Genomic DNA, 18,058 nt, shown 5'->3' on the forward strand with positions numbered 1-18,058 from the left:
AGTCGCCAAGTTGAGATATCAGCTTGGCGACCTATTAAATTTTAACTGCGGACTAGTTTACTTAGCTGCATAAATAAACAAAAGCAATTAAACCGCTGCATTTAACTTTATCGGACTAAAAAGTATTACCAATTTGGAACTGAACTTTTTCAGTCTCATCGCCTTCTTTATCACCGATAGGCACAGCATAACTGAGCGAAATCGGACCAATTGGTGTATACCAGGTTACCCCTAAACCCGCACTAAAGCGGAAATTATTGTCTTGGGTTAATAATGGAACACCCGTGTCGTCACCACTAACAGGATCAATAAAAGTGCGGTCCTCTTTATCTGTGGTATCAAATACTTGACCACCTTCGGCAAATAGTACTGGACGTACTTGATCCGCCCAATCGCCTTTAAATGGCATCGGTAGAATTAGTTCAGTACCAAAGCTAACCAACGCATTACCACCGATCTCTTCTGGTTTCAACGAGCCTGGTTTATCACTGACCGCATCATAGTAGCTTTGCGATTTAGGTCCTAGCGTTGAAGCTTCGTAACCACGTACTGAGCCATAGCCACCGGCGTAGAAGTTTTCATAAAATGGCAAGTCATTACCGTAGCCAAGCTTGGTATAACCGCGGGCAACCCAATCTTTATAAATCGGATAGTAGATATTGCCACGATAAACAAGTTTTTGATAACTTTCATCGCCAAAGCCAATGGTTGCATCGACAGTATGGCTCATGCCTTTGTTTGGGAATACGGGGCGATCTAGCGTACTGTAATCCCAGCCTAATAATAAGTTATAGGTCTGATAATCGTTTTTAAAGCCGGTGCGACCCGAGAATTCATTATCATCATTGATAAATTTTTCGAATGAACCACCACCATCAATAATCTGCTGCACGTTGGACACACCAAGACGGCTACCAGCACGTACGGTGGTCTTATCAACGTTTAAACCTGCACTCACACGTTTGGTTTCATCAACAGGAAAGCTGTAGTTCAGCGTGGCACCGTAAGCGTCGGTGACATAGTTACTAACGTTTCTGTCGTCGTATTTGGTTTCGCGATAATATGCGCTGACACCTTGCGACACACCGTTTTCGGTAAAGTACGGATCGGTATAACCTAAGCTGTAAGAATCGCGCGTTTCTGAACGTGATAGCGCAGCTTTCACGCGGTTACCCGTACCCATAAAGTTATTTTGGGTTAAGTCTAACTGGAAAGTCACGCCGCCACTTTGCGAGTAACCAGCAGCAATCGTTGAGCTGCCAGAAGGCTGCTCTTCGACCGTATAGTTGACATCAACTTGATCTGGCTGGTTTGGCACAGGCTTTACATCAACGTTGACCGCCTTAAAGAAACCGGTACGCATCAAACGAGTACGCGACAGCTGAATTTTATCATTAGAGGCCAGTGTACCTTCTAACTGACGCATTTCACGGCGCAATACTTCATCTTGAGTTTTTAAGTTACCGGTAAAGTTGATACGGCGCACATAAATAGGACGCGCAGGATCAATATAATAGTCGATATCGACCACTTTGGTCTCATCATTGATACGCGGTACTGGTCTGATTTGCGCTAAATAATAACCTTCATTACCATAACGGCTCTTCAGTGCAGCAGTGGTCGCATCAAGTTTGGCTTGTGAATATTTTTCATCGGGCGCAAACGTGACCAGCTCTTTTAGCTCAGCGTTATCAAAGGTTGGTTTACCTAAGAAGTTCACCTCGCCAAACTGATACTGCTCGCCTTCGCTAAGACTGACTTCGATAAACACATTGCTTTTATCTTCGCTAATATTAAGAACCGCATTGTCGACAGAAAAACGTACATAGCCATCGTTTTGATAAAGTGCTTTTAGATTTTCTAAACTTGCTGCCAGCTTTTCTTTGGCATAGCGATCAGACTTAGATAACAGGCGCGTCCACGACGACTCTTTTACCGCAAAGACGTCTTTAATCTGCTCATCACTAAAGTGCTTATTACCAATGATATTGATATCGACGACTTTGGCGGGTTTACCTTCGATAAAGCGCACGTCAAGCTTGACGCGATTACCATCTAATAGTGTCTGATTGACTTCAATATTGCTATTGTAATAACCTTGACTGATATATTGCTGTTGTAGCTCGTTGGCGACACCTTGCAGCGTCGCTTGCTTTAGCACATCACCGACAGACAAACCGGCGTTACCAAGCCCTTGCTCAAGCCCTTCTTTTGGGATAAGTTTATTGCCTTCAAAGTTGACTTCAGCAATGATAGGACGTTCGACGACATCAAAGCGCAGCTTGCCGCCTTCGACACGACTTTGAATATCAGCGAAGTTTTCAGTCGCATATAGTGCCTTAATACTGGCGGCCAAACGACTATCATTAACCGTATCACCCACCGAAATCGGCAAAACTGGATAGAGACTATCAGGAGTTAGGCGTTGTAGACCATTAAAGCCGATATCAGTGACCACAAATTCTGCAGCCTGCACCGGCATACTCATCATTGCTACAACTAACGGCAACCCAGCCGCGCTCATAAATAAAGGCGTACGCATAAACACTATCCGTCAATAAAAAACTTGCTTAAGTTAAGGTAAAAAGCACGTGTTGTCTAGCCCATTTCGCATAAAGTCGAAAAACTTCAGCACGGCAGACTCAGGACACTTTATATAAAACGCATCATAAAATAAACTAAAAAATAAAATTAGTACAGTAGCGGTAATAGAAAATGATCGCCGTATTACATGAACTGCCTGCGCTGTAGCAGCATGCAAGCATTAAACCATCATGCTTTAGTGAATAAACCGCCGCATCATTTATCAAAATAGCCGACTGATATCATTACCAATTGCTAACACCATGAAACCTGCCAGCAAGAGTAAACCGATATTTAGACCGACCATTTGCACGCCCTCAGACAGCGGTTTACCGCGTATCAGCTCAATAAGGTAGTAGACAATATGTCCACCATCTAATACTGGAATGGGCAAAAGATTCAAGACCGCAAGGCTCAAACTGATCAACGCTGCTGTCGATAATACCATCTGCCAGCTAATATCAAAGCTTTGTTTGGCGACTTTCGCAATGGTAATCGGACCTGATAAATTCTCCAAACCTATCATACCTGACAGCATCTTACCCATTGAGCTGACTGTCATAACGGCTAACTGTTCCGTCTTTTCAAATGACTTGATTAAAGATTCCCCAGGACCATAAACGACCGTGGTTTTGTAGGCGTCAGGAATGACAATTTCAGACTCTGCCACCATAGCACCAATTTGCCCGTAATCGTTACCTAAATTGTCTTTTTTACCTTGCGGCATGATGGATAACTGAACTTGTTTACCATCACGCAATACAGTGAAATTAAGCAAAGTTTCAGGATTGTCGCGAATGATACGTGTGGCGCTAATCCAGTCGGTAATCTCTTTACCGTTAATAGCCGTAATGCGGTCACCAACCTGCAAGCCTTGACGGCTGGCAGCGCCATCGGGCGTTAAATTGCCAACGATTGGTGCGATGTTTGGTTGCCACGGTATCATACCAAAGCTTGATAACGCATCTTTGCCTTGCGCGTCGCCTTGCATAAATTCTTTAATCGGTGCTTGATAGGTTTTGGTGGCGTTACTACCTTTCGCCTCAGATTGTAAGGTGACACTGACATGATCGGTTTCACCCATACGTCCCGCAAGGCGATAGTTAATACCTTCCCACGTTTGGACGTCATGACCGTCAATAGCGACAATTTTATCACCCACAGGCAACTGTGCCATCGCTGCTGGGGTATCGGGCAGGACTTGCCCTATCTTTGTTGCCAATTGCTCAGACGGGGTCATAAATAACACCCAAAATAGCGCAATAGCGATGACAAAGTTCATAATAGGACCGGCGGCAACCACTGCAATCTTTTTGAGCGGATGTTGGCGATTAAACGCTAGATGTAGCTCGTCTGCTGCTACCTCACCTTCACGCTCATCAAGCATTTTGACGTAACCACCAAGCGGCAGTGCCGAGATACGATAATCAATGCCGCTTTTTTTACTGGTCCAACCAAAGAGTTTGGGACCAAAGCCGATAGAATAAGTCAGTACTTTAACGCCGCAAAGCCGCGCCACGATGTAATGACCCCACTCATGTAAGGCGATGAGTGGACCTAAGACAAATATTGCCGCAAGTAGCGTTAATAAAAACGTCATGATCTTTTCTCAATATGCTCTTTTAACATCGTTTATCAAATGACTGAACTTCTATAGATTCATGCCAACTTTGCTACTAACGTATCAGTATGCTGACGCGCTATTTGATCAATCGCTAAAATATCTTCGATATCGGCAGTCTCATTTAATACCGCTACTTGTATCTCATCTAGTGCTTGCGCATTAATATCGGCAATATCAGTCAGACGAATCTGCCCATTTAAAAATGCGGCAACTGCAATCTCATTGGCCGCATTTAGTACAATCGTGGCCTGCGTACCCGCTTGCATCGCTTGCCTTGCCAAGCGCAAACAGGCAAATTTTTGCAAATCAGGTTCAATAAACTCTAAACCGCTTAACGCAAATAAATCTAATGGCTGCGAGCCGCTATCGATACGGTCAGGGTAACTAAGTGCATGGGCAATAGGCGTTTTCATATCAGGGCTGCCAAGCTGCGCCAAAAAGCTACCATCACTATATTCTACCATTGAGTGAATGATACTTTGTGGATGAATCACCACATTTATCTTATCCTCACTCAAATCAAATAAATGACAAGCTTCGATGAGCTCAAGCCCTTTATTCATCATCGTTGCTGAGTCAACCGATATCTTTTGTCCCATTGACCAATTGGGATGTTTAACCGCTTCAGCAATGCTTGCTTGCTGCATTTGCGCAAACGATTTCTGTAAAAAAGGCCCGCCAGACGCGGTCAACCATAGCTTACGAACGCCATGGTTTGGCTGATGAATTTGGCTACTGTCTTGTTGAATCGCAAAGGGTAAACACTGGAAAATCGCATTGTGTTCTGAATCTAAAGGCAACAAAGTCGCGTGATGCGTTTTAACCGCATTAATCATCACCTTCCCTGCCATGACCAATGCTTCTTTATTCGCCAATAAAATACGCTTGCCTGCACGCGCTGCTGCCAAAGTAGAAGGCAGACCGGCTGCGCCTACGATAGCAGCAACGACGGTATCGGTTTGCGGATCAGTCGCAATATCGACCAGCCCTGTAGCGCCGCCGATTACGTCGATATTAAGACCAGCTGTACTAAGACGCTGAGCGAAATCATCGACCGCTGCTGTCGGTACACTGACGCGTTTTGGCAAAAACTGTTGACAAAGCGCGAATAATTTATCTAAACGATGGTAGCCTGATAAGGCATAAACGTCGTAGTTCTGTGGTTGTGCCGCCAAAATTGCTAACGTGCTATCGCCTATCGAGCCTGTCGCGCCTAGTACGGCGATGCGTTGGGTCATAACCATCTATGCCTATAATACGGTGAAATTAAATGAGAAATAAAGACAATAATATAAGGTATAGAATCTAATACGAGGCAGCCTAGTCGCTACCAAATATGTAAGCCCTACCTATTTTATATTTTTAGCCTGATAGTTTTTTATTTTTAGACTTTTTATTCTTAAACTAGTTATTGCTATACGACCATTAAACCGAGCTGCTGTAGCGCCCAAAAGCCAAGGGCAAATATCGGCGTGGCAGACAATAACGAATCAATGCGGTCAAGTACCCCGCCATGCCCTGGCAAAATCGTTCCAGAATCTTTAACGTCAGCGCGGCGCTTGAGCATCGACTCAAATAAATCGCCGAGTACAGAAGCCAAAATCGTCAGTGCTGACAGTGCTACAAAAGCGACTAACGGTAGGCCAGTCAATTGTAGTTTAAAAACACTAATGACGATGACCACAAGCAAACCTGTTACCAAGCCGCCTGCTAGCCCTTCCATGCTTTTGTTGGGTGAGACGTTTGGCGCCATCTTACGGCGACCGAGCTTACGCCCAACAAAGTAAGCGCCACTATCAGCACACCAGACCAATAAGAATACATACAGCAGCCACCATGCGGACAGTTGCCATAAGTAAAACATAGCGGTAATGGCAGCGGTTAATATAATAGCGCCCATCAATGCTAATTTCTTACCGTACCAGCTAGTATGAGTAGGAAAGACTCGCACCCAAGACAGCGCCATCAGCCAGATAATGAGTGACGCTACCCACCAAAACAGCCAGGTGACTTTAAACATCAGCGAGACGATGGTCAGCGCCAAAACCAACAGCACAAACAACGCAGGCTGCTGCCACTTTGGCATCAGTTTGGTCCACTCGTGGGCGGCAATAATGACGCCAATCGCTAGCAGCGGTGCAAATAAAATAGGCGTTTGGCTCGCAAACATTGCAATACCAACGATAATAACGAGAACAATTGCCGTCTTAATTCGTTGCCACATACTTATCGAGCCTTATATAACGAAAAATGTTTGGTCAAAATCTAGCATAACAGCGCTCTATAATAGCCCATTAAACAGGATTAACGCCAATTAAAGCAGCTTATTACAGACCAAACAAGTGTAATTCAAACCTCGCGGACGATTTAAGCAATTATTTCTACAGCGCTTATTAGCTAAAATTATTTTAAGGACTCTGCTGCTCTATCACTACTTGTTCGCTGGTTTTGCCAAAGCGGCGTTGGCGCTGAGCAAACTCTGCTATCATCGCTGCAAGCTCTGCGACTTTAAAATCGGGCCACAGGGTTTGGGTAAAGAACAATTCGGCATAAGCAGATTGCCATAATAGAAAGTTCGACAAACGGTATTCGCCGCCCGTGCGTATCAACATATCAACCGCAGGCGCATCTGCTAATTGCACATATCCGCCAAGCATCTCTTTATCGATGTCTTCTGCGCGCAACTTGCCCGCTTCGACTCGCTGCGCCAACTGCTTAGCAGCATGGGCAATATCCCACTGACCACCGTAGCTAATAGCGATTACCAAGGTCATCGCTTCAAAGTCAGCGGTTTTTGCCTCGGCATCTAACATCAATGCTTGCAAGTCTTCACTAAGCTGACTGCGATCACCAATAAAACGCAAGCGAATGCGATATTTTTGCATGCGCGGCAATTGCTCATTAATCGTTAAGCTCAACAAATGCATGAGCAGTGCCACTTCACTCGGTGGACGCTGCCAATTTTCACTAGAGAAGGCAAAGACGGTCAAGACTTCAATACCAGTACTGACACAGTATTCGACGATAGGGTCTAGCGCATCTTTGCCAGCGATATGCCCCTGACCTTTACCTAAATGATTGATTTTACCGTAACGATTATTGCCATCCATGATGACAGCGATGTGTTTTGGTTTGAGCTCTATATTGGTTTCTTTAGACATTTTATAGCCATTTTAGTATTGATATAGTTGCAGCAATAAAGGAGAACTGATTTTCACTTTACTAAGAATATCTAGCTTCATAGCTTTGTGGGGTGAACTCAATGATGAAAGAGTTCCAGCTTGGGTTATCAGAAGGATAATACTCAATAATGGAATTGATACACCCTACTGGATATAAATAATCCGCAGGATCAAAATCTCTTTCTTCCTGTCCAGACTTAAGGATATATTTATAACTTATGTTTATTACATTAGCATCAGATTCGCTAACGCTCTTACTGTATTTCACATAAGCTAAAGAGAAATCATTTGGCAAGCCTTCCATCATACAAGCGATTGCATTAGTAACATATTCTTCTATAGGATACTTCTTAGGTTCAGTCTCTACTTCAGGAGTATCGGCTATAGCTTGTAGAGTATTGATAAAACTATTTAAGGACATTAGAATTACCCTCACAACATAAACGCTGGCAACTAAAAAACTGGTCACTTAACAAATACAACTTGCAAGAAACCAGTTTTTTATTTGGAGATTAATCTAACAACTTTATAGTATCGTTTACACTTCCATCAAGTCGCTTTCTTTTTTGCTCAAGCGGCTATCAATGGTTTCAATATATTTGTCAGTGATTTTTTGGATATCATCACTGGCGCGGCGCTCGTCATCTTCTGAAATTTCTTTCTCTTTTGCCAATTCTTTGATGTCATTCATCATATCGCGGCGGATATTACGGATAGAAACGCGGCTGTTTTCCGCTTCACTACGCGCAAGTTTTTGCATATCGCGGCGTGTGTCTTCGGTCAACGCTGGCATCGGTACACGAATAACGTCAGCAGTCATCGGGTTTAAGCCCAAATCTGCTTCGCGAATGGCTTTATCAATCGCTTGCACCATGCTACGCTCAAATGGCTGTACCAGTAAAGTACGTGAATCTTCGACGTTGACGCTGGCAACTTGATTCAATGGCGTATCGGCGCCGTAGTAGCTAACCATCACGCCAGATAACATACCTGGGTGCGCGCGGCCCGTACGTACTTTGCTAAAAGTCGTCTCAAGCGCTTCCAAGGTTTTTTGCATGCGTGCTTCGCCGTCTTGCTTAATCTCTTTAATCATCATGTATCCTTATTTATCGCTGTCGATAAATCACTCATTATTGTTAGGTATAAAGCTGTTAGGTATAAATCCTATGCAACGATTGATGCTTACAACATCAATGATTTTTATTCATATAATCATTTAGTCATCTATAAATAAAGTGAGCGTTTAATGATAAACGCGCGTGCCTTCATTTTCGCCCATAATGACGTTTAATAAGGCATTAGGCTTGGTCATATCAAACACTTGCAGTGGGACGTTGTGCTCACGGCATAAAGCAATCGCTGTTAAATCCATGACGCCAAGTTTTTGCTCGAGCACTTCATCAAAGGTTAATCCGTCATATTTTTTGGCATCAGCATGGAGGCTTGGGTCTTTATCGTAAACGCCATCAACCTTGGTCGCTTTTAGAATTAAGCCCGCCTCGATTTCGATACCACGTAAGCAAGCGGCGGTATCAGTGGTAAAGAACGGATTGCCCGTGCCCGCGACAAAAATACACACTTCGCCATTTTTAAGATAACGAATGGCATTACGGCTACTATAGCTTTCAGTGACTTCGCCAATTGGCAATGCTGACATCAAACGCGTTTTAATATTACGGCGCTCGAGGGCATCACGCATGGCCAGACCATTCATCACAGTGGCTAGCATACCCATTTGGTCACCAGTGACACGGCCGACCAAGCCTTCTTGTTGCAACTGGGCACCGCGATACAAGTTACCACCGCCGACGACGATACCGACTTGTACTCCAAGTCCGCGTAAGTGGGCGATAGACAAGCTCATCTTATCGAGCACTTCGGTATCAATCCCCATCTCTTTGCCACCAGCTAAGGCTTCACCAGAAAGTTTTAGCAAGATACGAGAGTAACGCGGGTTTTTGTCAGACATGAGGTCACCTTGTTAGCATGAAATTATAATGAAAATAAGCGGTAAAACACAAATTGCATTGGACTTTAGCTTACCCTTTCAAATTATCCTAAATGGCATAATAAGCGCCAAAAACGATGTCAAATAGGTAAAAAGCCAAATTGCGCTAATTGTAGCAAAAACTGCCCACGATTGGGCAACTTTCACTCGGTTATCGTTGTGGCTCTCTAACCTTTATAACTGGCAAACAAATCATATTCGCTGGCGTCATCGATCGTGACGGTTAGGAACTGTCCAACTTTGACTTGCGCGGTGATATCATCGACATAGACGTGACCGTCAATCTCAGGTGCATCAGCATAACTACGACAAATCGCGATGCCTTCTTCATCATCAATCTCATCGACCAATACCATCAAGGTTTTACCGACTTTTTCTTGCAGCTTTTGTGCCGAAATCTCTTGCTGTAGTGTCATCAAACGCTCATAGCGTTCTTGCTTAACGTCTTCAGGTACATGATTTGGCAAATCATTGGCGACCGCACCTTCGACTTCTGAATACGTAAAAGCACCGACGCGATCAAGGCGCGCCTCGACCAGCCAATCAAGCAAGCACTGAAAATCTTCTTCGGTCTCGCCTGGGAAACCAACGACGAAGGTTGAACGAATAACAATATCAGGGCAAATCTCACGCCACGCTTTGATACGCGCCAAAGTATTTTCGCTATGCGCCGGACGTTTCATCGCTTTTAAAATACTGTGGCTAGCATGTTGGAATGGAATATCAAGATAAGGCAGTAGTTTTTTCTCGCCCATCAGCTCAACCACTTTATCGACATGCGGATAAGGATAAACATAGTGCAGGCGTACCCAAATACCCAAATCATTTAACGCTTGGCATAAGTCATAAAATTTCGACTTTAGCGGCATGCCATTCCAAAAGCTGGTTTTATATTTTAAATCCAGCCCATAAGCAGACGTATCTTGTGAGATAATCAGCAGCTCTTTCACGCCAGCGCTTTTCAGCGCCATTGCTTCATTCATCACGCTATCAATCGGCCGCGAAACCAAATCGCCACGCAAACTTGGAATGATGCAAAAAGTACAGCGATGGTTGCAGCCTTCTGATATTTTAAGGTACGCATAATGACTGGGGGTCAATTTAATCCCCGCCTCATTAATCAAATCTATCTTTGGATCATAGTTGCTATCTATATCGCGCTTGGGTTTGGGCACATGCTGCGAGACGGCAGTAATTACCTCATCATAAGCATGCGCACCGGTAACCGATAGCACAGCTGGGTGCATGGCACGGATTTTATCGGCCTCTTTACCCAAGCAGCCGGTGACAATCACTTTACCGTTTTTGCTAATCGCTTCACCGATGGCGTCCAAGGATTCTTGCACGGCTGACTCAATAAAACCGCAAGTATTAACCACAACCAAGTCTGCGCCTTCATAGTCGCTGGCAACTTGATAACCGTCACGACTAAGCTCGGTGATAATGCGCTCACTATCGACCAGCGCCTTTGGACAACCAAGCGATACAAAGCCAATCTTTGGCGCAGCGTTCACGGGCGCATCAATCGTCGCTGAATTGGCTAACGTCACATCGCTACTTTGCTCAATACTACGGTTTTGATTGTGATTGGCTTTATGGTGGTAAGGCTGGTTAGTGTTTGCTTGACTGACATCTGCCTGACTGCTTTCTTGCGCTATATTTGGCTTTGCAGGATTAAAAATAGTGGCAGTGTTTTTTGGCATAGAAGCTGATGAGGCAGAAGCTGACGATGTAGAAATTGATGAGGTGGTAACAGTCGTATTAAGCGACTCGGTAGAAGTGTTGGGCATGGCTGACCTTGCTAGAGATAAATTGGCTGTGCGCATTGTACGTTTTTTTTGTGATAATCGCCAGTTTTGCCGCGCTAGTGTGTTGATTTATGGTTAAATATTATCCCCAGTATCGCTTAATTTTAGGCATTATCCATGACGGCTGATTTGTCCATTGCCAAACCGAACCCAGATTCGACGTTTATATTACAGCATTTATTTACCGCTATTTTATGCGTTGATGAAGCGCTGACCATTAGGTGGCTAAATGCGCAAGCCGAGCAGCTGCTTGCCATTAGCAGCGGACGTTTGCGAGGTCAATCAATCTTGACCCTGCTTGCGCCCGATGAGTTGACGTTGAAAGACAGTCTTATTAGGAATAATAATCGAGAAGACAAAACTTACTCTTTGACGGAGCGTTTTAGTCAAGCAAAACACTATCAACAGCCGTTTATTGATCATGATCACCTTATACACACCCAGCTAAACGGCGGACTGACGTTATCTGTGGATTATAGCGTGACGCCCGTTAGCGATGAGCAGCAGTCTTATTTTATTATAGAGATATGGGGCAAAGACCGGCAAAGTCGTATTTCAGAAGAACAGCGCCAGCAGCAGCAATATAGCGTCGCCCGTCATATGTTACGCTCGGTCGCCCATGAAATTAAAAATCCATTGGCAGGTATTCGCGGGGCGGCGCAATTATTACAGCGGCAATTTATTAAGTTTAATGAATTTTCTGCTATTGTGAATGAAAATTTGAATGTAGCGGATGAAAATAACCTGACAAAGAATGCGACAAAGCTGCGGAGTTATACCGATATTATCATCTCAGAAACCGATCGTCTGACCCAGTTGATTGGGCAGCTTCTTGGCTCTCATCAATTGCCAAATTGGCAAATGCTCAATATCCATGAACCGCTAGAGCACGTTTTGGCTTTAATCATTCATCAATATCCAGACGTGATGCTACAACGTGATTATGATTTATCGTTACCCGAGTTATGCGCGGATAAAGATCAATTAATCCAAGTGTTTTTAAACCTGATGAATAATGCATGTGAATCGATGACTGAGTTTGAGCAAACGCTGCAACAAAATACGCCAGCCACGTTTGGCAACTTTCCATCAGCTATTGCGCAGAAACACTCTGATATTAATGATAACTATCAACCTAAGCTGCATATCCAAACGCGGGTTGTTTTTCAGCATACCATCGGTAGCTTGCAGCACAAACAAGTCTTGCAAATCACCATTACCGACAACGGCTCAGGGATAGACGACGCATTAATCGGTCAGATATTTTTCCCGATGGTGACCAACCGCGCAGCTGGTACAGGTCTAGGTTTATCCATCGTCCAAGATATCATCAGCCGCCATCATGGTATGATTGACGTTAGCTCAAAGCAAGCGCAAGATTTTAGCGGCAGTTTTAAAAGTCATTATCAGCACAATCAAACCCGCTTTACCCTCTACCTGCCTTTTTCTCAGCCAAGCGCTGACCGTTAAGGCTAAGATTTTATATTCATTTTCCATTTCTCACTGCTTATCAGGCGAAACCCATGACTCAGTATAATGACACAAAATACCTTACGAGCAATGAGCAAATCCCTATGGTCACCGTGGGCAATAATCCTGCTGCTACTCCCGCGACATTGTGGCTTATCGATGATGATGCGGCGCTGCGCTTGGTATTGGCAGATACCTTTGAAGAGGCAGGCTTAACGGTTATTGGCTTTACCCAAGCGCAAGCAGCGTGGACGCGCCTGAACGATATCTTGCAACAGCGCGTATCAGTTGACCAACTGCCAGATGTGATATTGACTGATATTCGTATGCCAATGATGGACGGTCTGTCATTTAGTGATTGGGTACATCAGCATTTTCCTACGCTACCGATTGTCATTATGACCGCGCATTCCGACCTAAGCTCTGCTATTAATAGCTATCAAACTGGCGCGTTTGAATATCTGCCTAAACCCTTTGATTTAGATGAAGCGGTTGCCACAATTTATAAAGCCATTAATTATCAGCCGAATTTAGTAATAGCAAGTCATGCAGATGATCCTGCTCAAAAGACTGTCAAGAAAGCTAAAAAGGAAACCAAAACGACCACCGAACTTAAATCTAAACCTAAACCTAAAAACCCAACAGGTAGCGGTATTAATAACAATCCGAGCGGTATCATCGGTCAATCACAAGCGATGCAAACGGTATTTCGCGCGATTGGACGCTTAGCGCATTCTCCTATTACCGTTTTAATTACTGGTGAATCAGGCACAGGTAAAGAGCTGGTGGCAGGCGCGCTTCATGCGCATTCTCCAAGAGCGCAGCAACCTTTTATCGCGCTGAATATGGCAGCGATACCGCATGACTTGATTGAGTCGGAATTGTTTGGTCACGAAAAAGGCGCTTTTACGGGCGCAACGACGACGCGGCAAGGTCGTTTTGAGCAAGCGGACGGCGGCACGCTATTTTTAGACGAAATCGGCGATATGCCATACAGTACCCAGACGCGACTGCTGCGCGTATTGGCCAACGGTGAGTTTTTTCGCGTCGGCGGACAGCAGCCGGTCAAAGTCAATGTACGCATCATTGCCGCTACCCACCAAAACTTAGAAGAATTGGTCAAACAAGGCAAATTTCGTGAAGATTTATTTTATCGCCTTAATGTGATTCGTATGCCCTTGCCGCCCTTACGGACGCGCCCTGAAGACATTCCTGCATTAGCAAACTACTTTATGCAGCGCGCCGCCAACCAATTAAATAGCGCCGAAAAGCAGCTGCATCCTACCACGCTTCAGATGATGCAATCTTTTGCGTGGCGCGGTAATGTCCGTCAACTTGAAAACGTTTGCCTTTGGCTGACGGTAATGACCACGGGCGACATCGTTATGATTGAGGATTTGCCGCCAGAGCTGCTAGACAATATTACCCCTAATGTAGAGCAACAAAGCAATGCGGCATATCACGTGCATCAAAACATGCAAAACAGCCAGAACAGTCAACTGACCCAAACGAATGATAAGCAAAGCTGGCAGCAAGCGTTGGCTATATGGGCTGAGCAGTCTTTACAAACTGGTGAAACCGATATTTTACAAACCGCAACGCCAGAGTTTGAACGTGTATTGCTTAAAGCTGCTCTCAATCATAGCGGCGGTAAAAAGATAGCCGCCGCCAACTTACTGGGTTGGGGGCGCAATACTTTGACCCGCAAATTACAGCAATTAGAGATTACCGCATCAGAGCAAAATAATTGAAATTAAAACCAGAAATCATTATAAAAAATTCCTATAAATATCAGTATTTTATGAAATACATCGAAAATAATTGCTAAATAATTAAAAAAAATCGCAAATAGGGGTTGCCAAACGATTCAAACTCTATATAATAGCCAACCACTGAGACGCACTACCGAATCAGTTAACTATCTCGATGGCATTTGAATTTAACTGCCTTTGATGATAGAGTAACGAAAATGGGGCTGTGGCGGAATTGGTAGACGCACCAGATTTAGGTTCTGGCGCCGCAAGGTGTGAGAGTTCGAGTCTCTCCAGCCCCACCATTTTCGGATAGTACATCTTAGACCAAATATTAAAGCCTGCTTTTTAGCAGGTTTTTTTGTGTCTAGCATTTAGCGTTCATGATTATAACCTTTCTAAATCCATCACGATTTCTTCCATACTTTGATAACGTTTTTCAATTCTCTTCGCCAACGCTTTATTGATGATACGTTGATAGCGCCTATACTCTAACGGCAATGTTGCAATTGGCTGTTGGCAATGCTGAGTCGCCCATTCTCTTAACGGCGCACCACTCGGATTATCAATCTTAAACGGTCGCTCGCCTGCCAATATTTCATATAGCATTATCCCAAACGCATAAATATCGCTTTGCAGCGTTGCGCCTTGCCCTTGCCAGCGTTCAGGGGCAAGGTAAGCGGGCGTGCCAGCATTATTTTCCGTACTATTTTTCTTATTTATTTGAGTAATACCATTATCAATGGGTTCTGCCAAAGCAAAATCAGTTAATAATAAATTAGGTACGATACCGCCAATAGCCCTATGATTTGGCACGAAAGCATCTAGCAAAATATTACTCGGCTTAATATCATTATGCAGCCAACCTATGTGATGCAAATTGGCAATAAGTTTTGCTGCTTGAATGATTAATTGCTGCTTTTGCTCGGCAGTCAGGCTTTGCCTTAAATAGCGCGCGACACTGCCGTTGGCATAATTTGGCATAACAACAATGGTGAGTGTTTGACTGTTATTTAATACTTGTAGCTGTAAATGATGACTGGCTAATAGCGGCGGCGCGATAGAAGAAAATCTACCCTGATGGTTCGAGAACTGATTGATAGATTTTAGAACGTCGGCCTCATAAGATAAATCAGATCCGTATCGATGAGCATCGGTACTTAATTGCCATTTCATCATGGCCTCACCAAACTGGGGATGCTTGGCGCGTGTTAAACCTTGATATTCAAGCACATTAGTGACACTCTGCTGACTGATACGCTGATGTGTTATCTTATTATACTTCAAGTCCAAGAATGCTATGGTCAATACAGGCAGAATTTGCTGCGCATCCGTTTGCAACGTTTGTTTTGCCAAGTCTTGCTTTGGCTTTGCTTGAATTGCAGCTTGATTACTGGCACTATTTTTCATGATAAGTGCTGCCTCGATGCATGTACTTGATAGATGTAATAGGCAATCTGCCATTTTTATGATTATAAGTAACTAAATTATAAGCGACTATGTATTATGCCCCAATCTACTACGCCTGTTATGAATTACGCCCTACCCGACCATGTATTAAATTTACTTGAGCAGTATTTGCAAGAGCAGGTCACGCCAACTATCGAGATTGATCCTGCCCAGCTTGCTTATCGTTGGGTTGGCGGTCAACAAGGGCACCTGGAGCCGTTGGCAGTGAATTTGTTTTTAAGTTTAGATGACTTGCATGGTATCGATACGCAAAAGGCAAAACTGGTACAAAACACGCGCCAGTTTTTAAAGGGCTATCCTGCCAATCACGTCCTGATGACAGGCACACGCGGCGCTGGCAAGTCATCGCTGATTCGGGCACTGCTACAAGCCTATCATAGCGAAGGGCTACGTATTATCGAAATCGCTCGCGATGACCTGCGGATGCTTGATAAGATACGCGCTGCGATTAATGCGCTACCAGCGGACTGTGATTGCCGTTATGTGGTGTACTGTGATGACTTGGCGTTTAACGGTCAAGATGAAAGTTATCGGACGCTAAAAAGTGTGTTAGACGGCGCACTGGATTCCGAGCAAGACAAGCTACTCGTCTATGCCACCAGTAATCGTCGCCATCTTTTGCCGCAGTTGATGAAAGACAATGTCAATATTTATAACGGTCAGACTGACGAGGTCAACCCTTATGAAACCATTGACGAAACGGTCTCCTTGTCTGATCGCTTTGGCTTATGGTTGTCCTTTCACCCGATGGATCAAAACACGTATTTACATATTGTGCGCCATTATTTATCACTTTCGCCAAACCGCAAGCTAGATAATGCGAATGACGTTAAAGAAAGTAATCATCATGCAGAGGAAAATAATACGCTGCCTGACGTCATTAGAGCAGCGGCGTTACGCTGGGCATCAGAGCGCGGTGGCCGCTCGGGGCGCGTGGCCTATCAATTTAGCCGTTACTGGATAGGACAAATGCAATTAGCAGCTGAGGACAATCAATCTTAAATATGACTATAAGTCATGAATGATTGTCGCGTGCAGAGCCTAGATACTGTACGCGGCTCCCCTCTTCTGCGCTTACTAAGTCAGCTGCGCCATTCACCATATATTGATCAAAGTCAGCGGCTAACCATAGATTGCCTTGATAAGCACTTTGGGCATCCAAGCGGATATGCGCCATATTGGGCGTATCACTATGAGGATTATCAAATCTTTGATAACGGGCGCTAAAATGGGTCAAAATTAAATTTTTAACGCTGTTTTCTTGGGCAAATTGACCGACCGATTGCGCGCTACTGTGCATCGGATCAAAGTCTGGATTTTTTGCCTGAATCTTATTTAACACCTCATGAGTATACGTGGCTTCATGTACCAACAAATCGGCATCGACTACCGCAGCACTTAGGCACTCTGGCGTATCGTTATCGCCCGCCACCATAACCTTTGTGCGCTGACTGTTATTATCGACGTAATCGGCTGAATAAAGCGTGCGTCCGTCTTCGGTCACAACATCTTCGCCTTGCTGCAGCTTGCCCCACAGCGCGCTTGCTGGAATACCATCGGCTGTCAATTTATCAGTATTCAGCGCACGGCGGCTGATAGTTTGGGTGATGGCAAAGCCATAAGAGGCCACGCGATGCGATAAAGGATAAATACCTATCGTCAGCTGATGCTGATTGTCTAGTGTAATCGTTACTTGAGTTTTATTTCCCTCATCTGATTCAGAGAGCAAATCTTCTATCGCCATAAAGTTAATAACAAATGGAAAATATAGCTCTGTCGTCAAAGTTACCGCTTCAAGCAACGTGGCGATTGCTTTTGGCGCAACGATGATTAACGGCTCACGGCGACCTGACATTGCTGTACTCGCTAGTAGCCCTGGCAGACCATAACAATGGTCGCCATGCACATGAGTGATGCAAATTGCTTGGAGCTGATGTAAAGATAACTTAGTATGTAAGAGCTGCTGCTGTGTGCCTTCGCCGCAGTCAACCAACACCCAAGGCCGTGATTTTTTAGATTGAGTCGTGTTTTGGGTGTTTGAGGCATAGGGATTAAGAGACTCAACAGCTAATGCGGTAACATTACGCTGCTTGGTTGGCACGCCCGCTGAGGTGCCCAAAAAGGTAAGCTTTAACATAGGCAAACTCTTTATCTAAATACTT

At 44.4% G+C, this 18,058-nt stretch carries 15 protein-coding genes and 1 tRNA gene; 5 read left to right on the forward strand and 11 right to left on the reverse strand.

Going from position 1 to position 18,058, the window contains the following annotated elements; translation table 11 throughout:
- Positions 1-115: 115 nt before the first annotated feature.
- The 9 genes from bamA to rimO all read right to left on the reverse strand — a co-directional run bounded on the left by bamA (position 116) and on the right by rimO (position 11,100).
- Complete coding sequence (gene bamA / locus H9653_RS00570; RefSeq protein WP_191689701.1) at positions 116-2,542, reverse strand: outer membrane protein assembly factor BamA; 2,427 nt, start codon at positions 2,540-2,542, stop codon at positions 116-118.
- A gap of 264 nt (positions 2,543-2,806) precedes the next feature.
- The gene (gene rseP / locus H9653_RS00575) at positions 2,807-4,183 is read right to left on the reverse strand and encodes an RIP metalloprotease RseP (RefSeq protein ID WP_068404567.1); all 1,377 of its coding nucleotides are present in this window, start codon (positions 4,181-4,183) and stop codon (positions 2,807-2,809) included.
- 59 nt (positions 4,184-4,242) lie between these two features.
- Positions 4,243-5,451 (reverse strand): 1-deoxy-D-xylulose-5-phosphate reductoisomerase, encoded by a 1,209-nt coding sequence (gene ispC, locus H9653_RS00580; protein WP_191689702.1) that lies wholly within the window; start codon positions 5,449-5,451, stop codon positions 4,243-4,245.
- Between the two features lie 170 nt (positions 5,452-5,621).
- Positions 5,622-6,431 (reverse strand): phosphatidate cytidylyltransferase, encoded by an 810-nt coding sequence (locus H9653_RS00585; protein WP_102076359.1) that lies wholly within the window; start codon positions 6,429-6,431, stop codon positions 5,622-5,624.
- 184 nt (positions 6,432-6,615) lie between these two features.
- A complete protein-coding gene (uppS, locus tag H9653_RS00590; RefSeq protein ID WP_191689704.1) occupies positions 6,616-7,368 on the reverse strand; it encodes a polyprenyl diphosphate synthase in 753 nt (250 codons plus the stop codon).
- A gap of 61 nt (positions 7,369-7,429) precedes the next feature.
- Positions 7,430-7,810, reverse strand: a complete 381-nt coding sequence (locus tag H9653_RS00595; protein ID WP_191689707.1) for a hypothetical protein — start codon at positions 7,808-7,810, stop codon at positions 7,430-7,432.
- Positions 7,811-7,927: 117 nt separating this feature from the next.
- Positions 7,928-8,482 (reverse strand): ribosome recycling factor, encoded by a 555-nt coding sequence (frr, locus tag H9653_RS00600; RefSeq protein WP_068404574.1) that lies wholly within the window; start codon positions 8,480-8,482, stop codon positions 7,928-7,930.
- A gap of 150 nt (positions 8,483-8,632) precedes the next feature.
- The gene (gene pyrH / locus H9653_RS00605; RefSeq protein ID WP_068404576.1) at positions 8,633-9,358 is read right to left on the reverse strand and encodes a UMP kinase; all 726 of its coding nucleotides are present in this window, start codon (positions 9,356-9,358) and stop codon (positions 8,633-8,635) included.
- A gap of 206 nt (positions 9,359-9,564) precedes the next feature.
- The gene (rimO, locus tag H9653_RS00610; protein WP_318242136.1) at positions 9,565-11,100 is read right to left on the reverse strand and encodes a 30S ribosomal protein S12 methylthiotransferase RimO; all 1,536 of its coding nucleotides are present in this window, start codon (positions 11,098-11,100) and stop codon (positions 9,565-9,567) included.
- Here rimO and H9653_RS12625 point away from each other — a divergent pair.
- From H9653_RS12625 to H9653_RS00625, 4 genes are all read left to right on the forward strand, one after another.
- On the forward strand, positions 11,081-11,284 hold the full coding sequence (locus tag H9653_RS12625) for a hypothetical protein (RefSeq protein ID WP_227678635.1): 204 nt from the start codon (positions 11,081-11,083) through the stop codon (positions 11,282-11,284). The genes rimO and H9653_RS12625 overlap by 20 nt on opposite strands.
- 38 nt (positions 11,285-11,322) lie before the next feature.
- A complete protein-coding gene (locus H9653_RS00615; RefSeq protein ID WP_191689711.1) occupies positions 11,323-12,675 on the forward strand; it encodes a two-component system sensor histidine kinase NtrB in 1,353 nt (450 codons plus the stop codon).
- A gap of 104 nt (positions 12,676-12,779) precedes the next feature.
- On the forward strand, positions 12,780-14,426 hold the full coding sequence (locus tag H9653_RS00620; RefSeq protein ID WP_068404582.1) for a sigma 54-interacting transcriptional regulator: 1,647 nt from the start codon (positions 12,780-12,782) through the stop codon (positions 14,424-14,426).
- A 220-nt stretch (positions 14,427-14,646) separates the two neighbouring features.
- Positions 14,647-14,731 (forward strand) — tRNA-Leu (locus H9653_RS00625).
- 82 nt (positions 14,732-14,813) lie between these two features.
- Here H9653_RS00625 and H9653_RS00630 read toward each other — a convergent pair.
- A complete protein-coding gene (locus tag H9653_RS00630) occupies positions 14,814-15,836 on the reverse strand; it encodes a serine/threonine-protein kinase (protein ID WP_191689713.1) in 1,023 nt (340 codons plus the stop codon).
- Between the two features lie 96 nt (positions 15,837-15,932).
- On the opposite strand from H9653_RS00630, the gene H9653_RS00635 reads away from it, so the two are divergent.
- Positions 15,933-16,898, forward strand: coding sequence for an ATP-binding protein (locus H9653_RS00635; RefSeq protein ID WP_082894271.1), 966 nt, complete (start codon positions 15,933-15,935; stop codon positions 16,896-16,898).
- Between the two features lie 13 nt (positions 16,899-16,911).
- Here the strand turns inward: H9653_RS00635 and H9653_RS00640 are convergent, their stop codons facing one another.
- Positions 16,912-18,033 carry an MBL fold metallo-hydrolase gene (locus tag H9653_RS00640; protein ID WP_068404589.1) on the reverse strand — a complete coding sequence of 374 codons (1,122 nt, stop codon included), beginning with the start codon at positions 18,031-18,033 and terminating at the stop codon, positions 16,912-16,914.
- Positions 18,034-18,058: the final 25 nt, after the last annotated feature.

This window comes from Psychrobacter communis (assembly GCF_014836505.1).
In the GTDB taxonomy this organism is placed as follows: domain Bacteria; phylum Pseudomonadota; class Gammaproteobacteria; order Pseudomonadales; family Moraxellaceae; genus Psychrobacter; species Psychrobacter faecalis.

Excerpts from the sequence above, each read along its gene's own strand:
- rimO (WP_318242136.1), bottom strand. The coding sequence starts at position 11,100 with ATGCCAAAAAACACTGCCACTATTTTTAATCCTGCAAAGCCAAATATA.
- pyrH (WP_068404576.1), bottom strand. The coding sequence starts at position 9,358 with ATGTCTGACAAAAACCCGCGTTACTCTCGTATCTTGCTAAAACTTTCT.
- H9653_RS00595 (WP_191689707.1), bottom strand. The coding sequence starts at position 7,810 with ATGTCCTTAAATAGTTTTATCAATACTCTACAAGCTATAGCCGATACT.
- ispC (WP_191689702.1), bottom strand. The coding sequence starts at position 5,451 with ATGGTTATGACCCAACGCATCGCCGTACTAGGCGCGACAGGCTCGATA.
- H9653_RS00615 (WP_191689711.1), top strand. The coding sequence starts at position 11,323 with ATGACGGCTGATTTGTCCATTGCCAAACCGAACCCAGATTCGACGTTT.
- bamA (WP_191689701.1), bottom strand. The coding sequence starts at position 2,542 with ATGCGTACGCCTTTATTTATGAGCGCGGCTGGGTTGCCGTTAGTTGTA.
- H9653_RS00640 (WP_068404589.1), bottom strand. The coding sequence starts at position 18,033 with ATGTTAAAGCTTACCTTTTTGGGCACCTCAGCGGGCGTGCCAACCAAG.
- H9653_RS00630 (WP_191689713.1), bottom strand. The coding sequence starts at position 15,836 with ATGAAAAATAGTGCCAGTAATCAAGCTGCAATTCAAGCAAAGCCAAAG.
- rseP (WP_068404567.1), bottom strand. The coding sequence starts at position 4,183 with ATGACGTTTTTATTAACGCTACTTGCGGCAATATTTGTCTTAGGTCCA.
- uppS (WP_191689704.1), bottom strand. The coding sequence starts at position 7,368 with ATGTCTAAAGAAACCAATATAGAGCTCAAACCAAAACACATCGCTGTC.
- H9653_RS00585 (WP_102076359.1), bottom strand. The coding sequence starts at position 6,431 with ATGTGGCAACGAATTAAGACGGCAATTGTTCTCGTTATTATCGTTGGT.
- H9653_RS00635 (WP_082894271.1), top strand. The coding sequence starts at position 15,933 with ATGCCCCAATCTACTACGCCTGTTATGAATTACGCCCTACCCGACCAT.
- H9653_RS00620 (WP_068404582.1), top strand. The coding sequence starts at position 12,780 with ATGGTCACCGTGGGCAATAATCCTGCTGCTACTCCCGCGACATTGTGG.
- frr (WP_068404574.1), bottom strand. The coding sequence starts at position 8,482 with ATGATTAAAGAGATTAAGCAAGACGGCGAAGCACGCATGCAAAAAACC.